This is a genomic window from Siminovitchia fortis (genome assembly GCF_003605365.2).
GTDB lineage: Bacteria > Bacillota > Bacilli > Bacillales > Bacillaceae_C > Siminovitchia > Siminovitchia fortis.
The window spans coordinates 217,223-233,436 of record NZ_QYTU02000001.1 but is presented as its reverse complement, the minus strand read 5'-3'; the positions used below and the strand labels follow the sequence as shown (position 1 = coordinate 233,436).

Annotated in this window: 20 protein-coding genes; 17 read left to right on the top strand and 3 right to left on the bottom strand. The window is 44.0% G+C overall.

Annotated features, from left to right (window positions below):
• The 8 genes from ruvX to mtnN all read left to right on the top strand — a co-directional run bounded on the left by ruvX (nucleotide 1) and on the right by mtnN (nucleotide 6,974).
• Nucleotides 1–420 carry a Holliday junction resolvase RuvX gene (gene ruvX / locus D4N35_RS01280; protein ID WP_120068715.1) on the top strand — a complete coding sequence of 140 codons (420 nt, stop codon included), beginning with the start codon at nucleotides 1–3 and terminating at the stop codon, nucleotides 418–420.
• Between the two features lie 11 nt (nucleotides 421–431).
• Nucleotides 432–719: a DUF1292 domain-containing protein gene (locus D4N35_RS01275; protein ID WP_120068713.1), complete on the top strand. Its 288-nt coding sequence runs from the start codon at nucleotides 432–434 to the stop codon at nucleotides 717–719.
• Between the two features lie 156 nt (nucleotides 720–875).
• Complete coding sequence (gene mltG / locus D4N35_RS01270) at nucleotides 876–2,033, top strand: endolytic transglycosylase MltG (protein ID WP_120068710.1); 1,158 nt, start codon at nucleotides 876–878, stop codon at nucleotides 2,031–2,033.
• 9 nt (nucleotides 2,034–2,042) lie between these two features.
• Nucleotides 2,043–2,678, top strand: a complete 636-nt coding sequence (locus D4N35_RS01265) for an O-methyltransferase (RefSeq protein WP_120068706.1) — start codon at nucleotides 2,043–2,045, stop codon at nucleotides 2,676–2,678.
• A 185-nt stretch (nucleotides 2,679–2,863) separates the two neighbouring features.
• Complete coding sequence (gene greA, locus D4N35_RS01260; protein ID WP_120068703.1) at nucleotides 2,864–3,340, top strand: transcription elongation factor GreA; 477 nt, start codon at nucleotides 2,864–2,866, stop codon at nucleotides 3,338–3,340.
• Between the two features lie 357 nt (nucleotides 3,341–3,697).
• Nucleotides 3,698–5,560, top strand: coding sequence for a peptidoglycan D,D-transpeptidase FtsI family protein (locus tag D4N35_RS01255; protein WP_328591052.1), 1,863 nt, complete (start codon nucleotides 3,698–3,700; stop codon nucleotides 5,558–5,560).
• Between the two features lie 63 nt (nucleotides 5,561–5,623).
• Nucleotides 5,624–6,256, top strand: a complete 633-nt coding sequence (locus tag D4N35_RS01250) for a DUF1510 family protein (RefSeq protein WP_120068701.1) — start codon at nucleotides 5,624–5,626, stop codon at nucleotides 6,254–6,256.
• Between the two features lie 22 nt (nucleotides 6,257–6,278).
• Nucleotides 6,279–6,974 carry a 5'-methylthioadenosine/S-adenosylhomocysteine nucleosidase gene (mtnN, locus tag D4N35_RS01245; RefSeq protein WP_120068698.1) on the top strand — a complete coding sequence of 232 codons (696 nt, stop codon included), beginning with the start codon at nucleotides 6,279–6,281 and terminating at the stop codon, nucleotides 6,972–6,974.
• A 224-nt stretch (nucleotides 6,975–7,198) separates the two neighbouring features.
• Here the strand turns inward: mtnN and D4N35_RS01240 are convergent, their stop codons facing one another.
• On the bottom strand, nucleotides 7,199–8,986 hold the full coding sequence (locus D4N35_RS01240; RefSeq protein ID WP_120068695.1) for a M3 family oligoendopeptidase: 1,788 nt from the start codon (nucleotides 8,984–8,986) through the stop codon (nucleotides 7,199–7,201).
• A 161-nt stretch (nucleotides 8,987–9,147) separates the two neighbouring features.
• On the opposite strand from D4N35_RS01240, the gene sigK reads away from it, so the two are divergent.
• Together sigK and D4N35_RS17970 are read left to right on the top strand one after the other, a co-directional pair.
• Entirely contained in the window at nucleotides 9,148–9,885 is a 738-nt protein-coding gene (gene sigK / locus D4N35_RS01235; protein WP_120068692.1) for an RNA polymerase sporulation sigma factor SigK, read from the top strand.
• Between the two features lie 284 nt (nucleotides 9,886–10,169).
• On the top strand, nucleotides 10,170–10,316 hold the full coding sequence (locus tag D4N35_RS17970; protein ID WP_164876248.1) for a hypothetical protein: 147 nt from the start codon (nucleotides 10,170–10,172) through the stop codon (nucleotides 10,314–10,316).
• Between the two features lie 47 nt (nucleotides 10,317–10,363).
• Here D4N35_RS17970 and pssA read toward each other — a convergent pair whose 3' ends face one another.
• On the bottom strand, nucleotides 10,364–10,903 hold the full coding sequence (gene pssA, locus D4N35_RS01230) for a CDP-diacylglycerol--serine O-phosphatidyltransferase (protein ID WP_120068689.1): 540 nt from the start codon (nucleotides 10,901–10,903) through the stop codon (nucleotides 10,364–10,366).
• Between the two features lie 97 nt (nucleotides 10,904–11,000).
• Here pssA and D4N35_RS01225 point away from each other — a divergent pair, with 97 nt between their 5' ends.
• The gene (locus tag D4N35_RS01225) at nucleotides 11,001–11,795 is read left to right on the top strand and encodes a phosphatidylserine decarboxylase (RefSeq protein WP_430722753.1); all 795 of its coding nucleotides are present in this window, start codon (nucleotides 11,001–11,003) and stop codon (nucleotides 11,793–11,795) included.
• Between the two features lie 27 nt (nucleotides 11,796–11,822).
• Here D4N35_RS01225 and D4N35_RS01220 read toward each other — a convergent pair whose 3' ends face one another.
• Entirely contained in the window at nucleotides 11,823–11,963 is a 141-nt protein-coding gene (locus D4N35_RS01220) for a sporulation histidine kinase inhibitor Sda (RefSeq protein ID WP_120068684.1), read from the bottom strand.
• Between the two features lie 342 nt (nucleotides 11,964–12,305).
• On the opposite strand from D4N35_RS01220, the gene D4N35_RS01215 reads away from it, so the two are divergent.
• From D4N35_RS01215 to yqeK, 6 genes are read left to right on the top strand one after another with little or no spacing between them, the layout of a single operon-like run.
• Complete coding sequence (locus D4N35_RS01215; protein WP_120068681.1) at nucleotides 12,306–12,821, top strand: YqeG family HAD IIIA-type phosphatase; 516 nt, start codon at nucleotides 12,306–12,308, stop codon at nucleotides 12,819–12,821.
• Nucleotides 12,822–12,823: 2 nt separating this feature from the next.
• Complete coding sequence (gene yqeH / locus D4N35_RS01210; RefSeq protein ID WP_120068677.1) at nucleotides 12,824–13,924, top strand: ribosome biogenesis GTPase YqeH; 1,101 nt, start codon at nucleotides 12,824–12,826, stop codon at nucleotides 13,922–13,924.
• A gap of 21 nt (nucleotides 13,925–13,945) precedes the next feature.
• Nucleotides 13,946–14,788 (top strand): shikimate dehydrogenase, encoded by an 843-nt coding sequence (gene aroE, locus D4N35_RS01205; RefSeq protein ID WP_120068674.1) that lies wholly within the window; start codon nucleotides 13,946–13,948, stop codon nucleotides 14,786–14,788.
• Complete coding sequence (gene yhbY / locus D4N35_RS01200) at nucleotides 14,782–15,081, top strand: ribosome assembly RNA-binding protein YhbY (RefSeq protein WP_120068671.1); 300 nt, start codon at nucleotides 14,782–14,784, stop codon at nucleotides 15,079–15,081. The genes aroE and yhbY overlap by 7 nt, the downstream gene beginning before the upstream one ends.
• Nucleotides 15,082–15,086: 5 nt before the next feature.
• Complete coding sequence (locus D4N35_RS01195; RefSeq protein ID WP_120068668.1) at nucleotides 15,087–15,659, top strand: nicotinate-nucleotide adenylyltransferase; 573 nt, start codon at nucleotides 15,087–15,089, stop codon at nucleotides 15,657–15,659.
• Nucleotides 15,649–16,206, top strand: coding sequence for a bis(5'-nucleosyl)-tetraphosphatase (symmetrical) YqeK (gene yqeK, locus D4N35_RS01190; RefSeq protein WP_120068665.1), 558 nt, complete (start codon nucleotides 15,649–15,651; stop codon nucleotides 16,204–16,206). The genes D4N35_RS01195 and yqeK overlap by 11 nt, the downstream gene beginning before the upstream one ends.
• Nucleotides 16,207–16,214: the final 8 nt, after the last annotated feature.

Below are 16,214 nucleotides of genomic sequence, written 5' to 3'. Positions count from 1 at the left end.
TTGAGGATGATGGGCCTTGATGTTGGCTCCAAGACAGTGGGCGTCGCAGTCAGCGATGAAATGGGCTGGACTGCCCAAGGTATTGAGACAGTATCAATCAACGAAGAAAAGAATATGTTTGGATTTGACCGGATTGGTGAAATTATTAAAGAATACGGTATTGAACAAATCATTGTTGGCCTGCCGAAAAATATGAACAATACGATTGGCCCTCGCGGAGAAGCATCGATGGCTTATGCTGAAAACTTGAGAAGGAGATTTCAGCTGCCTGTTCAGTTATGGGATGAACGACTGAGCACAATGGCGGCTGAAAGGGTCCTTCTTGCAGCGGATGTCAGCAGAAAAAAGAGAAAAAAGGTCATTGATAAAATGGCAGCCGCAATGATATTGCAAAGTTTCTTGGACAGCCAACAAAAATGAGGTGATTTCTGATGGAAAATGGAGAAAATTATATTACAATCGTAGATGAAGAAGGCAATGAGGAATTGTTTGAAGTTCTCTTTACGTTTGATTCCGATGAATTCAACAAATCATATGTTTTATACTATCCTGCAGGCGCAGATAATGAAGAGAACGAAGAAATTGAGATCCATGCCTCTTCTTATATACCAAGCGAAGATGGAGAAGACGGGAATATGCAGCCGATCGAAACCGAAGAAGAATGGGATATGATAGAAGAGATGCTCAACACTTTCCTTGCCGAAGAGGAAGAAGAATAAAAAATTCGCCGATCCGGGTATTCCAGGGTCGGCGAATTTTTTTACATATTTCGGTTAAATCAATGGATTTTCACTGACGTTCCGTAAAATTATTGTATAATAGGTGTGGTGCGCAAGCAAAATAAACAGCAATTTCGGGAGGGGGACCCCTGCTTAATGAAAAACAAAGAAAAAGATAAAATAGATAAGCAGGCAAGAGCAGCTTTGATTAGAGAGAATTTGCTCGAAAAAAGGAGTGAGGCGGTCATCATAAGAAAAATCGTTGCCATCATAACGCTTAGTTGCGGTGCCCTTCTTTTAATAGCGGCACTTGGCAGCTATTTATATATAAAATCTGCTCTTAAACCGGTGGATTCTGATAGTAAAAAAGAGATCCAGGTGGAAGTGCCGATCGGTTCGTCAACAACTTCCATTGGAAAGCTTCTTGAAGATAAAGGAGTGATAAAAAATGCTTCCGTCTTCAAGTACTATGTCAAATTTAATAATATTTCAGGTTTTCAGGCAGGCACATATACATTTACGCCGTCCATGTCATTGAAAGAGATTTCGCAGAACCTGCAAACCGGGATTCTGGCCCAAAAGCCGGTATTTAATATTACGGTTCCGGAAGGCTATTCTTTGGATCAAATAGCAGGATTGATCTCCAAGCAGACTGGACAGCCCAAAGAAGAGATTCTGAAGGAACTTGATAAAAAGGAGACTGTGAAGCTGTTTGGAGAAAAATATCCGGAGCTTTTCACGGATGACGCATTGAGCAGCAAGGTGAAGCATCCGTTGGAAGGATATTTATATCCGGCTACCTATCCATATTACGAGGAAAAGCCTTCAATTGAGGCAATTATCGATCCGATGATTAAAAAAACACAGGAAGTCATAGCGAAATATACGGATAAGATAGAGGAAAAGGACATCAATATCCATGAACTGTTAACAATGGCTTCCCTGATTGAAAAAGAGGCAACCGAAAAAGCGGACAGGCATTTGATTTCAAGTGTGTTCTATAACCGACTGGATGAGGATATGCCGCTTCAGACCGATCCCACCGTTTTATATGCATTGGGCAAACACAAAAAGCGGACCATGTATAAAGACCTTGAGGTTGAGTCACCATATAATACGTATAAAGTGAAAGGCCTGCCGCCGGGACCGATTTCCAATGCAGGCGAAACGTCCATTGAGGCAGCCCTTAACCCGGCTGACAGCCAATATTTGTACTTTTTGGCAGAGCATGGCACAGGGGAAGTCCATTATGCAAAAACATTGAAAGAGCATAATGAATTAAAGGCAAAATATATCACGGATAAAAGGAAGTAGGTGTCTGGAATGGATCATCTGATTGATCATTATATCGAGTCCCTGCTTCCGCGAAGAAGTGAGCTGTTCCGGCAGATGGAAAAATTTGCTGAAAAAGAGCACGTTCCGATTATGGAACAAACGGCCATCGAAGTGATGCTTCAGTTCCTGAGGATCCAAAATCCGGCTAAAATATTGGAAGTTGGAACAGCGATCGGCTATTCTGCTTTAAGGATGGCAGATGCTCTGCCTGAAGCGGAAATCATAACGATAGAAAAAGATCCCGCAAGAGCGGAACAGGCAAGGAATTATATCGAGGCTGCCGGTAAAGATGATCGAATAACCGTCTTGGAAGGCGATGCTTTGGAGCTTGGTGAAAGAGTGACGGAGCTGGGACCATACGATGCCATTTTTATTGATGCGGCAAAAGGCCAGTACATGAAGTTTTTCAATATGTATAGTCCATTGCTTAGGGAGCGGGGATGCATTTACTCTGATAATGTCCTATTCAGGGGATATGTTGCGGAAGAGGAAGTCAACCAGCGCCGCTTTCGGAGTCTTGCAAGAAAAATGAAGGAATTCAACCGTTTTCTTATGGGGCATGATGGGTATATTACAACTATTATTCCTGTAGGGGACGGGCTTGCGGTGAGCAAAAAACGGTGATTATCTCCAAAACTGTACTCATACTCTTGAACTAATGTCATTTTTGTAATATGATGGCATAGATAATAATATAAAGAACAAATATGAACAGATAGCGCGCCCTGCATGTGGCGCGCTGTCATGTATTTCATGACCGAATAATCCAATGATCTTTGGATGAGGGAATTCATAAGGAGTGAAGGGAAATGGCTGCAGAAAAAGAATTTCACATGACAGAAGCCGGAAAAGAAAAATTAGAACAGGAACTTGAATACTTAAAGACCGTCCGAAGAAAAGAAGTTGTCGAACGGATTAAAGTGGCCCGCAGTTTCGGGGATCTATCGGAGAACTCGGAATACGACTCCGCGAAAGAAGAACAGGCATTTGTCGAAGGAAGAATCACCACTTTGGAAAATATGATCCGCAATGCAAAAATCATTGAGGAAGATGAGCTTAATTCTGATAAAGTGACTTTAGGGAAAACGGTTACTTTCAAAGAACTTCCTGATGGCGACGAGGAAACATATACGATAGTTGGAAGTGCCGAAGCCGATCCGTTCGAAGGGAAAATTTCCAACGATTCACCTATCGCCAAAAGTTTAATGGGACAAAAAGTCAATGAAGAAGTGACAGTCCAGACGCCTGGCGGTGAAATGAGAGTCAAAATCGTTTCAATCAGCTAAAACAAAAGCGCAAGCGCCTGTTTATCGACGTACAGACTGGAGTGCTTTTGACGAGATAAAGGAAACACGGCGACGAAGGCAGGCTCAAGCAGCGACGTCCTGTCGCTTCGCCTGCACTAGCACGTCCTGTGCGTCGGAGCCGATGTTGACTTATCGTAGGAAAGCTACTACTTGAAATGGCCTCGTGTGATGCTTCCTCGAGTTGGCGTCGTGCAGCTTTGCTATGATGTTCGCCAAACATCCTCGAATAAGCTACGCCGCAGGAGCACACCAGGTACGAAGTCTGCTAGTCGATAGGCGCTGGAGCTAGACGAAACGAAAGCGCGACAAAAACACGGAAGCCCTCATAGGGTTACCGTGTTTTTTAAATGGGGCTGTGCCGGTGATTTTTTGCTGACAGTTATATCTCTTTCCCTTGGCGGCAACAATGGGAAAGAGGTGCTTGAAATGCTGCAAAAACGTATATTATTTATAACTGTTCTTATATTTATGATGATGGCCGGCCTCCTCGGAAGACTGATGCAAATACAATTATTTCAGGCTGAAAATTTTTCTGAAAACAACGTGAATCTGATCAAAGAAAGTGTCCGGCAAAGGACACATGAGCTGATTTTGGATGACGGAAGGGGACAGTTCCTTGACAGGGACGGGAACCCGCTTTCCTTCGAAGAAAAATCCGTACTTGTCATCTTTCCATTTATTAAAAACATGGACTGGAACAGCTCGGAGGTTGCAAAAATCTTAAACATATCCCATCGGGACCTTATCAATCAGGTAGAGGCATCCAGGGAGCCTGTCTTAGCAGGGGGGAAGGACCCGCTATTATTGACAGAACAGCAAGCAGAGAACATCAATCAGCTTCAAATTCCCGGAGTGTTCGCCGTTAAAAAGAAAATATTACCCGAGCATCCCCCCGCTGGACAATTCATCGGCATTTATGGGGAAAATGAGGAGATTTTTAAGACCCGCTACCCTGATAAAGATTGGAGAAATAAAGCCGTCGGCCTTTCCGGTTTGGAAAAAACCTTTGATGAGTTTTTGCAGGCTGAAAGTGAAACAAAATTTGTCTATCATGTTGATGGGGTTGGAAATCCTTTATTTGGGATTGATGTAAAATATGCAGGGCAGGCAAACCCATTTTTTCCATTAGAGGCCAAAACAACGATTGACCAATCTTTGCAAAAAGAAATCGAAGCCTTGTTGGATGAACATCACATTCAAAAGGGCGGCGCAATCCTGCTTGATGTAAAAACAAATGATATACTGGCAGTGGCCTCAAGGCCCCATATCAACAGTAAAGATCCCTTCTTGGATGAAGGATCAAAAAATATGATGTTCAAGCAGCTCATCCCGGGATCGGTATTTAAAACAGTCGTTGCCGCAGCGGCGATAGAAGAAGGGATTGTGGAAGAAAAGGATCAGTTTCGCTGTGATTTGGATATAAGGGGAAACCCTGCAGAGCGGAATCTTGGCCGGCTTAATTTTGAAGAAAGCTTTGCCAGGAGCTGCAATCGCACCTTTGCGGAACTGGCCGGATCTTTAATGGAAAAAGACCCAATGATTCTTGAAAATTATGCACGTAAGCTCGGATTGCTTGAAGCTGTCTCATGGCAGGGGGATGTGTTTCAACTGAGCGGATTCAAACAGTTTGAACACGATCCCGGAAGAATTTTTGCCGACAATGACAGCAGAAAAGACCGAAACTTCATAGCACAGACCGGGATCGGCCAACAGGAGGTCCGCCTTTCCCCGATATCAGTGGCAAACATGATGGCTGCCATTGCCAGAGGGGGAGAAAAAATGACGGTAAGGGCCGTATCCGAAATCCAATATGGTGATGGGACGACAATGGCTTCGTTTGACCGGCAACAGCCCGACGGCGAGCGGATATCACCATTTGCAGCGATTAAATTGCAGCAGCTGCTTAGAAAAGTAGTGACTGATCCTGAAGGGACAGGACACATGATGAATGATCTTCCCTATCAGGTGGCGGGGAAAACCGGTACAGCCGAAACATCCGTGATTCATGAAGGGCAGCAGCTTCATCATAAATGGTTTGCGGGTTATTTTCCATTCGATGACCCGCAATATGTGCTGGTTACTGTAAATATGGATGTGCCCGGCGATCAGGGCGGGGTCAATCCGCTGTTTGCAGATATTGTGCAAATGATTTATGGCCAAAAGCAAACCGAAGTTGATCACGCAGTGCCTTCCGGGTGAAAAATGGGTGCATGTTTTCCCTTGTCCATGATATTATAGGTTCAATGACGGGGGGGATTTTTAATGCCGATTGATTTTAAAGATGATAAATCACGCTCTTCTCTCCGTGCAAAACGGAGGAAAACGAATATTATTTTAAACACGCTTATTGCGGTAGTCATCATTTTGATTTTGCTTGTCGGTGGTTCCATTTTTTTCGGAGGAAGCGATACTGATAAAGAGCAGGCGGAAAGCAAGCCGAACACCGAGGAGGCAAAGCAAAATGATCAAACGTCTGATGAAAAGAACGTACAGACCGATGAAAATGAAGATGAGCCGGATGCCGAAGAAGATAAAGATGAAGAAGGAAAATTGGAAGAGTCGGAAAGCGATGAGCCGAATGTTGAGAAGGTCCTCGTCAATCCGGCTTGGAAACCGATTGGGACTGAGCAGGTGAACGGCCATCAATCTTCCTATAACATGGGAACAACCGACTGGAATGAAAAGCTTAAGGCTGCTGCCTATGCCGTAGATATTCCTGTTGACAACATGACGGCCTGGTGGGTCACAGGCGGAGATAATCCTGAAAATCAGGCCGAATTGACAGTATCCGCTAAGGGCAGCGATGAAACATACCGCGTCTATATCGAATGGGTAGACGGTGAAGGCTGGAAGCCTGTCGAAGTAAAAAAATTGATACAGAATGATAAAAGATAAAGACAAGGGAGTTTAAATAATAATGAAAATAGCAGTTATCGGGGCGATGGAAGAAGAGGTTGAGCTTCTTCGTGAAAAAATGGATGTCCAAATGACAGAAGTGATTGCTCATTGTGAGTATTTCATCGGAACGTTACACGATAAAGAAATCATCCTATCAAGATCAGGGATCGGAAAAGTAAATGCTGCCATGGCTGCAACCATTCTATTGGATCGATACAAACCTGATGCAGTGATCAATACAGGTTCTGCAGGTGGATATAATCCTGAACTCAAAATTGGCGATCTTGTCGTTTCAAGCGAAGTTCGCCATCATGATGTCGATGTGACTGCTTTCGGTTACAAATACGGCCAGGTTCCTCAGCTGCCGGAGGCTTTTAAGGCAGATGGAAAAATGATAGAAGTTGCCGAGACTGCAGCACGTTCGGTTGAAGGGGTCCAGGCGGTCAGGGGACTGATTGCCACTGGCGATACGTTTATGAGCGATCCAGAAAAAGTTGAATTTGTCCGCGGGAAATTCCCGAACATACAGGCAGTGGAAATGGAAGGGGCAGCGATTGCCCAAGTGGCCCATCAATTTGACATTCCATTTGTCGTCATCAGGTCCCTATCTGATATTGCCGGCCAGAAATCGGAGATCTCATTTGACAAATTCATTGAAACAGCCTCAGTCAACTCAGCAAACCTTGTCATGGAAATGATAAAGGGGCTGGAATAAGAAAAGCGGAAGGCGCGCAGCCTTAGGCGACAAGCACAAGACGAATTTTGATGAGGGAGCTTTTCAGCCACCACAGCAATTCGGCTTGATCCTTTCGCCGATGGCGCCTGGAGCTGGACATATCACATCATCATTCCTTATAAATGTTTCGTTCAAATTTTATACTTTCCTTACCTTAAATAATGGAAAGCCGAAGGGTCAGGGGGACACCTTCGGCTTTCCTTTTATTTAGTCATGCTGAGAAACTCTTCGACATCTTTTATACAAAGATCAACGCCGGCCTGCCAAAACTCTTCTTTCGTCAGATCCGCTCCCAGATGTTTTTTCGCCAGTTCTTCGACCGTCATTCTTCCGGTGTCTTTCAAAAGTGAAATGTACTTTTGTTCGTATTCTTTCCCTTCCTTCTTCGCATGGGCGTATATGCCGAGTGAAAATAAATACCCGAACGTATAAGGGAAATTATAGAAAGGGACATCCGTAATATAAAAATGAAGTTTGGCCCCCCAAAAATGCGGGTGATACAGTCCCAATGAATCCGCATAAGCTTCTTTCTGCGCAGCTTCCATCATTTCATTCAGTCTTGCGGTGCTCACCATTCCTTTTTTGCGCTCTTCATAAAAGCGTGTCTCAAAGAGGAAGCGGGAATGGATGTTCATGAGCAGGGCAATGGAATTTTGTATTTTGCTTTCAAGAAGCGCAAGCTTTTCCCCATCATCTTTGGCCAGTTCAAGCGCTGCATCTGCGACAAGCGTCTCTGCGAAAGTCGAGGCAGTTTCAGCTACATTCATTGCATAATGGCAATTTAAAGGATGGACATCTTTCATAGCATAAGTGTGGAAAGCATGCCCCAGTTCATGAGCAAGAGTTGAAACATTATCGTATGTGTCTGAGTACGTCATGAAAATTCTGGACTGATCGCTTAAGGGAAAAGATGTACAAAAGCCTCCCGGACGCTTTCCCGGCCGGTCTTCGGCTTCAATCCACCTGCCTTCGAATGCCTTTTCGGCAAAACGGGCAAGCTCGCTGCCAAACTCCCCGAAATGACGAATGATAAAGGAGGCGCCTTCCTGGTAGCTATACGCTTTTGCAGATTCTGTTACAGGAGCATCCAGGTCATACCAATTCAGTTTGTCAACTCCGAGCAGGCTCGCTTTTCTTTCAAGAAATTCAACAAAAGGTTTCTTGTTGTCAGAAATCACCTTCCACATAATGTCCAGCGTTTCTTTGCTCATCCGATTGTATTCCAATGCTTCTTTCAAAACATCATTCCAGCCGCGTTTTTTATAAACGGCCAAGCGAAATCCGGATAGGTGATTTAACGTGGCGGCAAGCAGTTCCGCTTTCTCACCCCAAGCTTTTTCCCATTCATCGAACACTCTTTTCCTTACTTGCCTGTCATGGCTTGATAACTTATTTTGGGCCTGGCCGACGGATAGATGGACTTCCTTGCCATTTTCTTTAAAAGGAATGTTCAGTTGGCTGACAATCGCATCATACATCTCTTCCCAGCCGTGAAAGCCGTCCACAGCCAAATCGTTGATGAGGGCCTCTTCTTCTTTTGACAGTTTCTCAGCCGCCTGCCTGCGTCTTTCATTTAAAACGAAATGCAGTTCCTTCAAATGATCCTGTTCAATCAGCCTCTGCCAAACGGAGTCATCAATTTGCACAAGGGCCTTATCGAGATGGGTCACTGCCGTATTGAATTTCGAAGCCAATGAGGTCACAATTCCCCTTAGTTCATTCGCTTTTACATCGCCCATATTTTGTGCCTGAAGGCATGATACGAATGATTCGGCTTGTTCAAGGCCCAAATCGGCCTTTTGAAATTTTTCCAATATAGCGGCTAACCCTGTATCTTTGCTGCTTGCAGCATCCCAGTCCTTTATGCTTTTTTCAAACGAATGAATGTCTTCTTCCACTTTCTCAAGATGAGCATGAAATTCTTTGGATGAACTGCCGCCAGGGAAAAAATCATCGAGATTCCAAGTCATTGAATATGTAATTGGCGTCAAAGGGATTCTCCTCCTTTAGAATTTCTTTTATTATATGATAATCATCCTGTTTTTCATAACAAAGCCTTATGAAAAGAACTATTTTGGCAAGACAAGCAATTGTCCTTTTTCCTCATCATATACATGTAACCAGCGGGTCATTACATCAGGGGGGTGAGGAATTGTCGGGAATTCTGACGGCTATCGGCTTGCTATTTAAAGAACTGGTCTTTCTTGTGTCATATGTAAAAAATAATGCATTTCCTCAGCCGCTTTCTCCGGAAGATGAGAAAAAGTACTTAATGAGAATGGCTGAAGGGGATGAAGAAGCACGAAACATATTGATTGAACATAATCTCCGGCTTGTCGCCCACATCGTAAAGAAGTTTGAAAATACGGGGGAAGACTCGGAAGACTTGATTTCCATCGGCACCATCGGACTGATCAAGGCCATTGAAAGTTATTCGTTCGGAAAAGGAACAAAACTTGCGACATATGCGGCCCGCTGCATAGAAAATGAGATTCTTATGCACTTGAGGGCGCTGAAAAAGACGCGCAAGGAGGTTTCTCTCCATGACCCCATCGGCCAGGATAAAGAAGGCAATGAGATCTCTTTGATCGATGTATTGAAATCCGATGCGGAGGATATTTTTGATACGATTCAACTGAATATGGAGCTGGAGAAAATCAAGGAATATATCGATGTATTGGATGAAAGGGAAAAGGAAGTGATCATCGGCAGATTCGGGCTGAATCTCGAAAAGGAACGGACACAGCGGGAAATAGCCAAAGAACTCGGCATTTCAAGAAGTTATGTTTCCCGGATTGAAAAGAGGGCTCTGATGAAAATGTTCCATGAATTTTACAGGGCTGAAAAAGACAAGATGAAAAATATGAAGGGCGGACAAAAAGGAGATTAAGAACAAAGGCGGAAGCGCCTGTTTATCGACGTACAGGCTGGAGCGCGTCTGACGAGATAAAGGAAACACGCGCAGCGGAGCGGAGCGATGTTGACTTATCGTAGGAAGAGCGTGAAGTCTGCTAGTCGATAGGCGCTGGCCGCCTTAAAGCGCCACGTCCTGTGGCGCCGGCGGCACTAGGACCTCCTTGTCCGTCGGAGCCGGACGCAGCTTTAAGTAACAAATAAGTTACTCACAATCTGAGCATTTTATAACACTTAATCACAAAAAAAGCAGGGGGAGGTATGGGATATTTGCCGGGAAACAATTACGGATGCATTCAATATGAATTGGAAGTGCAGCGGATGATTTATGAAGGCGGAGCTATTTTTCAGGATTACCTCTTAAAAGAAAAGAAGGCGGAAAAGAATATGGAGGATGAAAGGAAATAAATATTAGGAAAAAGCCAGTTTCGCGGCCAAAGCGAAACTGGCTTTCATTATACCTTTTTCAATGTAAATGTGCTGATCATGAGAAGTGATAGAACGAGAGTGATAAACAAGAATGAAAACGGTGGGAGGTAAGGGACTGCCAAGTAACTGAGAGTAAGCAGGCAGCCTGCTGCAGTAATGGGAAGCCCGGTAAAAAAGCCGTTATTCTCGGAAATATTGAACCTTGCAAGACGGAAAGCACCACAGCCTATATAAAATATTGTAAAAAAGACGCCCGGGAAACCAAACAAATTCAAAATTCCTTGGTATAATAACAAAGCAGGTGCTACACCGAAAGAGATAATATCACTCATGGAATCAAGCTGTTTTCCCAGCTCTGATTCGATTTGAAGCTTTCTTGCAGCCATTCCGTCAAAACGATCTGCCATTGCTGCCAAGAAAATAAGCAGGAGGCTTAAATGAAGCTGGCCCTGTATCCCGGCGACGATGGCGAATCCGCCCAGTCCCATGTTCACGAATGTCAGGACATTGGCCGTTTGAGCTTTCAATTTTTTTATGGTGTGATCGACGACATCGGACAGAAGCATAACACTCCTCCTTTTTGGTAAAATAGATATTTCTATATAATTATATGACTTCTTTTTCATAAAGTTAAGCATAAATTTTTAGTTTTGTTTGGGGGCAATGAGATTGAAAGCGGCTCTATATCGCTTTTTTATTGAACTAACGAATGGACCTTTTACATCGGCAGCAATAAGGAAATTTACAAATTCCCGGATGAGCAGGCCGTTCATCAAATCCTACGCTGCCTTCTATCAAATAAATAAGGAAGAGTTGGCAAAAGACATCCATGCATATCCAACTTTGCATTCCTTTTTTACAAGGCGCCTGAAAGAAGGGGCAAGAAAAGTCGATCATATACCGGACAGTGTCGCAAGCCCTGTGGACGGTATAATAGAAGATGCCGGTACCATTACGTCCGGCAGGGAAATCATTGCAAAGGGAAAGTCATATTCTATCGCTGAGATGCTTGGCGGCAAGCTTCAGGCTGAAAAGTATGAAGGCGGCACGTATATCATTATATACTTGAGCCCTTCCCATTATCACAGAATTCACAGCCCTGTGAGCGGAAGAGTGGTCAATTGCTACTCTTTGGGCAAAAGATCGTTTCCCGTCAACCGGCTTGGATTAAAATTCGGACGCTCCGTTTTGGCGAAAAACTATCGGGTGATCACTGAAATTTCTTCTGAGAAAACGACGGTAGCCCTGGTAAAAGTGGGAGCCATGCTCATTAATTCTGTCGTTGTTACGAACAGAAAGCATGAATGGAAAAAAGGAGAGGAAGCCGCCTATTTTTCCTTCGGATCCACGGTACTTCTTCTATTCCAAAAAGGGGCCTTTGTTCCAGGTGATCTTATGAAGCCGTCCTGTGAAATCCGGATGGGTGATCCGCTTGGACGGTTAACTGGAGGGAAATAAAAAGCACCTGGGACAGGTGCTTTATTGTCAACAGGAAATTTTTGAACGACGAGCCAATGAGCGTCTTTCTATTTCGGATTCCATCAGACTGATGAATTCGGGGCATAAATTCAATTTTTTTGCTTTAAAGTAAGTTTCAATCAATAATTCATCGGATAACCTTTTCATCAGCTTCACCTCCATGAAAAATTCACGTTCTAAAGCTTGGCGGTTTTGAATAAAATGATAGGTTCTTTTATTTGTAACTTCACTTTAGCAAAGAAAGCCCCGTGGAACAAGCGTTCCTTTATCCACAACATGCGGTGGATAACTTGTGGTTAATTTGTTTATAACAAGATGGAAACCGTTCGTTGATACCTTTTTTCGTGTTCATAAAGTTACCCACAATTTGGATGGGTGTTGGAATTTGTCGAAAAGTTTAGGCAATATATTTCTTCTTGTAATATTTTGAAACTCATTGGCAGATTTAATAAGATGGAAATATGATGAAATCATAATGGGGTGCACAAGTTGTTGAAACGATTTTTACCAAATGAGTATGTTAAAAGTATTTTTTCAATCAACCCGGCTGTTTTAAAAGAAAAGGGGATTAAAGGCATTATTACGGATTTGGATAACACGCTTGTCGAATGGGACCGCCCGTATGCCACCCCCGAACTGATTGATTGGCTGGAAGAGCTGAAGAACCATGACATGAAAGTGACGATTGTGTCGAATAATAATGAAAAAAGGGTAGGGGCCTTCTCCAATCCATTGAATATCCCGTTTATTCATAGAGCCAGAAAACCTTCAAGGAAAGCTTTTATGCGGGCCGTTAAAGAAATGGGTTTGTCACGCGAAGAGACTGTGATTATCGGGGACCAGCTGTTGACCGACGTATTCGGAGGGAAGCGGGCCGGATTTTATACGATTCTCGTTGTCCCGGTTGCCCAGTCAGACGGTTTTTTCACGCGCTTTAACCGGATGGTGGAAAGAAGGATCATGGCTTCGTTCAGACGCAAGGGTTTAATTAATTGGGAGGAATAAATGTGAACAATGAACATTGCATCGGCTGCGGTGCAGCCATCCAGACCGACAGGCCGGGCGAACTCGGGTATACTCCGCGTTCCGCGTTGGAAAAAGAAGAAATCATCTGCCAAAGATGCTTTCGGTTAAGACATTATAACGAGGTGCAGGATGTGGAGCTGTCGGATCAAAGCTTTCTCGATATCCTGCATGCGATCGGCAAGACAGAGAGCCTGATTGTCAAGATCATTGATATATTTGATTTCAACGGAAGCTGGATTCCCGGCCTTCAAAGATTTGTCGGCAAAAATCCGGTTCTTTTGGTCGGCAATAAAGTGGACCTTCTGCCAAAATCGACAAACAAAAATAAATTGTCCAACTGGATGAAAAAACAAGCGAAGGAATTGGGACTCAGCCCTTTGGATGTATTGCTTGCCAGTGCAGAGAAAGGCCACGGGATCCGGGAAGCGCTTGTTGAAATCGACCATCTGCGCCAGGGAAAAGATGTGTATGTTGTCGGCTGTACAAATGTGGGGAAGTCGACATTCATCAATCGCGTCATTAAGCTCGCTGCAGGCGGGAAGGATGTCATCACCACCTCGCATGTACCGGGCACAACATTGGATATGATTGAAATTCCGCTGGATGACGGAAAAAACTTGGTCGATACGCCCGGCATCATCAACCATCATCAAATGGCACACTATGTAAGTAAAAAAGATTTAAAAATCATCACGCCTAAAAAAGAAATCAAACCGCGTGTCTATCAATTAAATGAAAAACAGACACTATTCTTCGGAGGGCTTGCAAGGCTTGATTACATAAACGGTGGCCGAAGGTCTGTTGTTTGTTATTTGGCCAACAGCATCGATATCCACCGGACCAAGCTTGAAAAGGCGGACGGGCTGTATGAAAAGCACCTCGGCGAGATGCTGCAGCCGCCCGGAAAAGAGGAGCTTGATCATTTTCCGGAGCTCGTCAGGCACGAATTCAAATTAAAGGATGAGAAAATGGATATCGTCTTTTCGGGGTTGGGCTGGGTCACGCTGAAAGAGCCCGGAGCACAGGTTGCGGCGTATGCCCCAAAAGGCGTTTCGGTCTTATTAAGGCCTTCGCTTATTTAATATATAGACAGGATGATTGGATTGAAAAAACTATATGGCGTCATCGGGGATCCGATTGCCCACTCATTATCACCGGCCATGCATAATAAAGAATTTAAGGAGCTTGGAATAGATGCACACTACCATCCTTTCCGCATAGAAGGAAAGGATTTGAAAACCGCCGTAGAGGGAATGAAAGTGATAGGGATTGACGGCTTTAATGTCACGATCCCGCACAAAACAGCCATTATACCATTATTGGACAAAATCGACCCGCTTGCCGGGGCAATCGGTGCAGTCAACACAGTTGTCAGGGAAAATGGTTTTTTTGTCGGCTATAACACCGACGGCGCCGGGTTTGTGGAGTCTCTCAAGGAGGACTGGAAGAAGGATTTGGCTGGGGAACGTACCTTAATTATTGGTGCCGGTGGAGCGGCAAAGGCCATCTATTATACACTCTTATCCATCGGGGTTCAGCGGGTGGATATAGCTAATCGTACAATTCAAAAAGCAGAAGCTTTAATTTCAGGCCAGCCATATGATGCCGATTCAAAAGCACTGACATTAGAAGAGGCAGAAGCAAAGGTCGGGGAATACTCCCTGATCATACAGACGACTTCCATTGGGATGGCCCCCGAACTAAATAAAAGCCCCATTTCATTAAAAGGAATCAGTGCATCTGCTTTTGTTTCCGACATCATTTATAATCCGGCGGAATCACTGTTCCTTAAACAGGCACGACAAAAAGGGGCCAAAACACAAAACGGCCTTGGCATGCTCGTTTATCAAGGAGCGTTGGCTTTTGAAAAATGGACAAATGTAAAACCGGATGCCGCACGCATGAAACGGACTTTGACTAACATCTTGGGAGGATCGCCATGCTGACTGGAAAGCAAAAAAGATTTTTACGATCAAAAGCGCACCATCTCCAGCCTATTTTTCAAGTTGGAAAAGGCGGGGTAAACGAAAATATGATCAAACAGATTAAGGATGCTTTGGAAGCCCGGGAGCTGCTCAAAATAAGCATTCTCCAAAACTGTGACGAAGACAGGGAGACCGTGGCTGAGGAAATTGTCAGAGGTACTGATGGTGAACTTGTACAAATCATCGGAAGGATCATCGTTGTTTACAAGGAATCCCGCGAAAACAAACAAATCGAGCTTCCGTCGAAGGGCTGATCCGGATGAAAAGGAAAATAGGCATTTTGGGAGGGACGTTTGATCCTCCACATCTGGGGCATCTGATCATTGCAAACGAAGTACTCGATCGTTTGGGGCTTGATGAGGTAAGATTCATGCCTAATCATGAACCTCCACACAAAGAGCGGCACAGCGGGACGTCAGTGGAAAATCGCCTGGACATGCTGGAAAGGGCCATCGATGGGCATCCGAAATTCTCTATAGAAACAATAGAATTAAATCAGGACGGGCGCTCCTACACATATGATACGATGAAAACCGTAAGGGAGAAGAATCCGGATAATGACTATTTTTTTATTATCGGAGCCGATATGGTGGAATTTTTGCCCCACTGGTATAACATTGAAGAGTTGGTCAAGCTTGTTCAGTTCGTAGGCGCGAATCGCCCGAATTATAAGTTGGAAAGTCCCTATCCGGTTCAGTTTGTGGAAGTCCCCATGATTGAAATTTCTTCCTCCATGATCAGGGACCGGGTGAAAAAAAGGATGTCCATAAAATATTTATTGCCGGATCAGGTTATTCGTTATATAGAGGAGAATCATTTATATGAAACGTGAACAAGCTTTTACTATAGTCAATGAAAAAATAGCGGGGCCGCGATACGAACATACAATCAGAGTCGCGGATACGGCTGAAAAGCTTGCCGTCAAATATGGGGAGGATGTTGAAAAAACGGTCTTGGCTGCGATTTTTCACGATTATGCCAAACTGCTTCCTATAAATGAGTTGAAAAAAATCATTGCCGATTACAAGCTTGATTCCCGCTTATTGGACTACCATCCCGAACTGTGGCATGGCCCTGCAGGAGCTGTACTTGTCCGTGAAGAAATAGGAATAGACGACGAAGACATTTTCAATGCGATCCGCTACCACACAACCGGAAGGGCAGGCATGACGCTTCTGGAAAAAATCATTTATATTGCGGATTATATTGAACCGGGCAGGCAATTTGAAGGTCTTGATGAAGTCAGAATGCTTGCAGAAACAGATTTGGACGAAGCTTTGAAAAAATCTCTTGGCAATACGATTAAATTTTTAATCGACAAATCTGTCCCTGTTTTTCCTGATACATTTGAAGCGTATAACGATATGATTAAAAAATAAGGAGGAGT